4 protein-coding genes and 1 pseudogene are annotated in these 5,332 nt (G+C 43.9%); 1 reads left to right on the top strand and 4 read right to left on the bottom strand.

Going from position 1 to position 5,332, the window contains the following annotated elements; genetic code table 11:
- A pseudogene (locus ACWXWT_RS19770) lies at window positions 1-377 on the top strand (transposase); the annotation flags it as partial.
- Between the two features lie 315 nt (window positions 378-692).
- Here ACWXWT_RS19770 and ACWXWT_RS19765 read toward each other — a convergent pair.
- From ACWXWT_RS19765 to ACWXWT_RS19750, 4 genes are all read right to left on the bottom strand, one after another.
- Window positions 693-1,127 carry a dCMP deaminase family protein gene (locus ACWXWT_RS19765; protein ID WP_456043283.1) on the bottom strand — a complete coding sequence of 145 codons (435 nt, stop codon included), beginning with the start codon at window positions 1,125-1,127 and terminating at the stop codon, window positions 693-695.
- 228 nt (window positions 1,128-1,355) lie between these two features.
- Complete coding sequence (locus ACWXWT_RS19760) at window positions 1,356-3,290, bottom strand: B12-binding domain-containing radical SAM protein (protein ID WP_456043282.1); 1,935 nt, start codon at window positions 3,288-3,290, stop codon at window positions 1,356-1,358.
- A gap of 266 nt (window positions 3,291-3,556) precedes the next feature.
- Window positions 3,557-4,237, bottom strand: coding sequence for a monofunctional biosynthetic peptidoglycan transglycosylase (mtgA, locus tag ACWXWT_RS19755; RefSeq protein WP_456043281.1), 681 nt, complete (start codon window positions 4,235-4,237; stop codon window positions 3,557-3,559).
- 127 nt (window positions 4,238-4,364) lie between these two features.
- Window positions 4,365-5,042 (bottom strand): DsbA family protein, encoded by a 678-nt coding sequence (locus tag ACWXWT_RS19750; RefSeq protein ID WP_456043280.1) that lies wholly within the window; start codon window positions 5,040-5,042, stop codon window positions 4,365-4,367.
- Window positions 5,043-5,332: the final 290 nt, after the last annotated feature.

Below are 5,332 nucleotides of genomic sequence, written 5' to 3'. Positions count from 1 at the left end.
ACTACACCAGTATTCAACGACGTATAAATTCAGCGATTAAAGGTGAGCAACCTGCAGAGTTATTACCTTTTGTGGGTAATGAACGACTAAACATGCCTAACGGGCTAATGTTCAGTGTGAAAGATTACATAGTACTAGTTGAAGATACCGGTCGGATTATTCGAGAAGATAAGCGTGGCGCTATTAGCGCAAGTAGCCAAGACATTCTTAATAGATTAAATATCCCTGCTGAAAACTGGCTTAAAATCACTACAGAGTTTGGTGCATTATTCAAAGGTGCGGTAGGGGCTTTACCTGCATTAACACAATATTGTGAACATCTAGAGCGAAAGCGGCGACAAGGCGCTGCAAATTGTCAGCGTTGGCTGTGTGCTTAAGCATTAATTCCTCAAAACCATAATTCAACTTATCCTTGATTGCTATCAAGATTTTCTGCTGTGCTTAATTCCGCGAATGTCGGATAAATCACTCATTTAGCGTTAATGTTTAAGCCATATCGATTGAAATTGATCTGTTGAGTAAATCAAGCAGAGCTCTCGCCAAAGAAATGAAAACGAGCTATGTTACTTGTTCAAAAAATGGGTGGCATAGTTAACAGTGAACTACGCTTTATTTACCCTTTAATGGTCTGGTGTGTGCGAAGCGCCACGACGTTAATTTAATAATAGTCAGAGAACTCTGACTATTCTGACTTAATCTACCTGCATCCAATCGACTTGAACGCCTGCTTGCTCAAACATATCTTGGCTAACTTTAATCTTAACTCCCCAGCGTGATAAAAAATCTTCGTTGGGTTGCGGGCTGTGCACAGTGCGCAATCCAGTTTGGATAATCTTGGCGGCGCAGTTTGGGCAAGGGAAGTGGGTCACCCAAATTTCACAGCTACTGAGATCTCGTTTGGCATGGAGGATGGCGTTTTCTTCTGCATGGAGCGTTTTTAGCAGCTTCATTTCACGGTTATCGGTTTCCGCACTATCAGATATTCCGTGAGGATAACCATTAAAACCTAAAGAGACGATGCGATTGTTTTCGGTGATTACCGCGCCAACTCGGGTGGAGGGATCTTTACTCCAAGATGCTACGAGCTCGGCCATCTGTAAAAAGCGTGTCGCCCATTTTGTCATCATCTTATTGCCGTTCCTATGCTTTATGTATCACGTTAACTATTATTTCAATTAGGCGCTATTCTCTATGGAGAACAATGATAAATCAACCTTCAATATTCTAATTTTAAACTCAATGACCCTTGGTTATATAAGTAGGGTCATAGTGCGCCTGTATAGCAGAATTTGACTGCCCATTTTTAGGTTGCGTTTACTTATTCCAATGAGATAGCCCAGGTTATTCGTTATTACCTACTCTTCATTACTAAGAATAAAGTTGCTAATCGCTTTTGAAATTAGGTCTTTTTTCATTGACGTGCGGGTAACGGGTTGGTTAAACCAGAAACTCATTGGCTGATCAAAACCGATACCGTGCATGTAGTTGTAGATTGCTTTACGCAGTCCTTCGCCAAGCATTTCATGATCTGTACCGGTTGGGTCGGTGAAGTCGACATCGTTTTCAGCAAATAAAATCTCAGGGCGTTCAGCAAGGGTGATACCAAATTGCTCTGGGCTTATGCCAATAGGACTGTGAATGGTGGCGACAAAACGGTGCCAGTAGGCTGACTGGAAACAACCTTGCTCCATCATTTGCCGCACCATTTCTAACGAGTCTATGGTTTCTTGCTCGGTTTGTGTTGGGAAGCCATACATCAAATAGGCGTGAACCATAATACCAGCATCACTAAAGGCTTTGGTAACATGGGCGACTCGCTCAACACTCACGCCTTTCTTCATCAGTTTTAATAGACGATCAGATGCCACTTCAAGGCCGCCGCTGACTGCGATACAACCTGAGTCTGCCAGTAATTGGCAACGCGCCGGGCTAAATGTCCGCTCAAAACGAATGTTGCCCCACCAGCTGATCACTACGCCGCGTTCAATGAGGCGTTTTGCAAAGGCAAACAAGGTTTTTGGCGGTAAGGCTTCATCGACAAAATGAAAACCTGTTTGTCCGGTTTCTTCAACCAACTCTACAATGCGGTCAACCAAGGCATCGGCGCCAGCGGTATCGTAGCGGTCGATATAGTCCAAACTGACGTCGCAGAAGCTGCATTTACGCCAGTAACAGCCATGGGCGATGGTCAGTTTGTTCCAGCGTCCGTCACTCCAAATGCGGTGCATCGGGTTAAGCATTTCACATAAAGACAGATAATCGCTCAGTGGCAGACCATCGTAAATGGGCGCGCCGACCTCAGATTGTGGAATATCGTGCAACTGATCATTTTGATTTAAATGGATATAAGGTTGGCCATTTTCATCTTCTGCGAGGAAATAGGTTCGCACTAAATCGTCTATCTCACGCTTGCCTTCAAAGTATTCCAGCAGAGTGATGAGTGGGCGTTCGCCGTCGTCCAGACAGATAAAATCAATAAACTCAAATACGCGAGGATCTTTTAGTGCACGTAGTTCGGTATTAACAAACCCGCCGCCGATGACGATAGGAATGTCTGGGTTAATGACTTTACAGGTTTGCGCAATACGTAACGCGCCCAACATATTACCGGGAAATGGCACGGTTAATGCGACGACGCTAGGTTGCGTGTCTTCCAGATACATTTCGACCAATTGCTCCAAAATTTCAGAGCTGAAACTCGGTTCACCCATTAGGGTGTCGTAGAGGTTGTCAAAGCTTGGATTAGCTGCCGCTAGCTTCTCGCCATAACGGCTGACTTCAAAGTAGGGATCAACACCTTGAGTAATAACGTTCGACAGATCATTAATAAACAGGGTGGCCAGATATTTGGCTTTATCTTGTACGCCTAAGTTGCCAAAGGCCGCTTGTAAAACGTCACCAGACACAGCTTCCATCTCAGCAATAGCATCAAACGCTGGGCCTTCGGGTAAAAAACGGCGGGTGTTAATGCGCATTGCAAGGCTGGGGTCTTTGCCCTGTAAAAAGCGAATGGCAGGTTCTACTGTGAGGTGATAACGCTCAAATTCAGCCAGAAAATTAAAAATAACATCTGGCAGTTCATCGTCTTCAAAATGTTCGAAGTTTTCTTCTACGTGCTGACGAATAATATCCAGCGCAGGTGCTGTCATCATCTCAAGGAAAAGCTCAATCGCAGGATCTCGCTGAACCGCCTCATAGCCTCGTGAGCGTAAAAAACCGGTTAAATACGCTGTTGCTGGATACGGTGTATTCAGCTGGGTCATCGGTGGAGTCATTAGAAGAACGGTCATAGCCTGCCTTGATCGTAAAAGCCGATAAAAATGAGGTCGTATTCTAACAGTAAAAATGCTTCAAATCCCTTTAATTCCGGCTTTCATCAGTGGCATCATGTCTTTCGGTGTGTGATGACTATTGCAGGGGGAATGTATTTTGTTGAGTAATATTAGAGGCTAATTGCTTAAACATGATCAATGTTGTTCTCATGTCAGTATGGGGTTTAGCTCGAGTAGTTATTGCCCTTGGGATAAGGGCGATAACTACTCGTATGACATTACCGTTAATTGGCCAGAATAGACTTTAGATAGCCAGAGCCAAGTTGGCGCATTTGCTTTTCTCCCCAAGTCACTCTTTGGCGCAGGTATGGGGTTAAATTGTTAGGATTTCGGTTACGCGGACTCGGCAATAATACCGCTAACCGCGCAGCTTCGTTGTTGGATAAATAACGGGCCGATTTATTAAAATAATGTTGGCTAGCTGCTTCTACGCCGTAAATGCCTTTACCAAATTCGGCGACGTTTAAGTACACCTCTAAGATACGTTTTTTGCCCCAAATAGCTTCGAGGCTCACGGCCAACATGGCTTCTAACCCTTTACGAACAAAACTTCTACCCGGCCAAAGTAACAGATTTTTTGCGGTTTGTTGGGTGATGGTACTGGCACCACGTAGGCCTTCGCCATCGTCGTACTGGTTAAGGGCTTTAGTGATGGAGTTAACATCGACCCCGAAGTGTTCGGGAAACAACTGATCTTCTGCGGCTACTACAGCTAATGGCATGTGGGCTGGTAGCTCATCAATGCTTATCCAGTGCTGACTCACCGGATAATCACTTTGCAGCATAAATGACGTCGTTGGTGGCGGTACAAATCTCAGCAGCAGTATCAATAGCGCCAGTAATAGCAAAAAACGCCACATGACAAACCATGTCCAACCGAAAAATCCTCGTTTACGATTTGTCATTCACTGCCTCGTATTTAGTTAGCTATTGGGGCTTTATCGGCAAGAGTATAGGATATTGGGTGTTAAGGCCAAAGGCTAATCAATGGATCAATAACGTCCCAGTTGATAAAGCCTTTTTGTGGAACCTTTATGAAGATTGGTGCTCAGATAACACGGCCTGAATATCTGCCATGCTGGTTTGCCATTGTTGGTAATCAAGCTTGATAGGGTAAGCGCGATTATTTGCGACTAACACTAATGACGGAAACCCTTGTATCGGTAGCTTACGGGCAAACGCTATTTCTTGTTGTAACTGCTGCTCAACATTGTCACTGAGTAATTGTTGTTTAAACATCACTGCATTCATACCTAAGGATCCAGCTAATGTACACAATACTTCAATATCAGATGGATTTTGTGCCTGCAGGTAATAGGCATGTTGAATGGCATTGATCATTGCACGTTCTTGGTCAAATTGGCGAGCAATAATACAGGCTCGGCAAGCTGGGTATGTTGAACGTCTTGGCTGACAACGTTGCCAAAAGTCATGGTTAAATTCAGTTCCCAGTTGCTGGGCAATATTTTTCCAGGTTTGCTGTAACATTTGCTGCATCGGTTCTGGCATCGGCTCAGCTGAATCGGGAGCTAAACCGCCGACCAAATACTGTAGGCTCAATTGCTGGTCAAACTTCTGTTGTAGCTGGGTTTGCAGAATGTCCCATGTAGGGCGATAGCCCCAGCACCAACTGCACATTGGATCATGAACATAATACAGTGTTGGTTTAGGCATAGTTTTCTGAGTGGGTTCAGTTGATTTAATTGTCATATAAATTCGCTATTTCATTCATATTCAGTCCGTAGACTATGCCATATAAACAATGGGTGATGAATGGTTAGCTGTAAACCATTACTGGTTTAGGTGGTTATATAGCATCCCATTTATTGTGCTTATCAGTTGGTAAGAGTAACCGTGATAGCTATTTGTATTGTAATACCAATCTCATTAAATATCTGGTCAGTTCAGAGTCTCTCAGGTTTTTCAATTCAAGGCACATTGATGTAGAAATGGTTGTTGCCTTTTAAATCGATGTAACACAGAAGTGGCATACCTGAGAG

This window comes from Shewanella sp. A22 (assembly GCF_053850585.1).
The sequence above is the reverse complement of the archived record's forward strand: the minus strand, read 5'-3'. Positions and strand labels throughout refer to the sequence as shown.

Bases quoted from the DNA above. Each gene is read 5' to 3' on its own strand.
- ACWXWT_RS19765 (WP_456043283.1), bottom strand. From the start codon at position 1,127: ATGATGACAAAATGGGCGACACGCTTTTTACAGATGGCCGAGCTCGTA.
- ACWXWT_RS19760 (WP_456043282.1), bottom strand. From the start codon at position 3,290: ATGACCGTTCTTCTAATGACTCCACCGATGACCCAGCTGAATACACCG.
- mtgA (WP_456043281.1), bottom strand. From the start codon at position 4,237: ATGACAAATCGTAAACGAGGATTTTTCGGTTGGACATGGTTTGTCATG.
- ACWXWT_RS19750 (WP_456043280.1), bottom strand. From the start codon at position 5,042: ATGACAATTAAATCAACTGAACCCACTCAGAAAACTATGCCTAAACCA.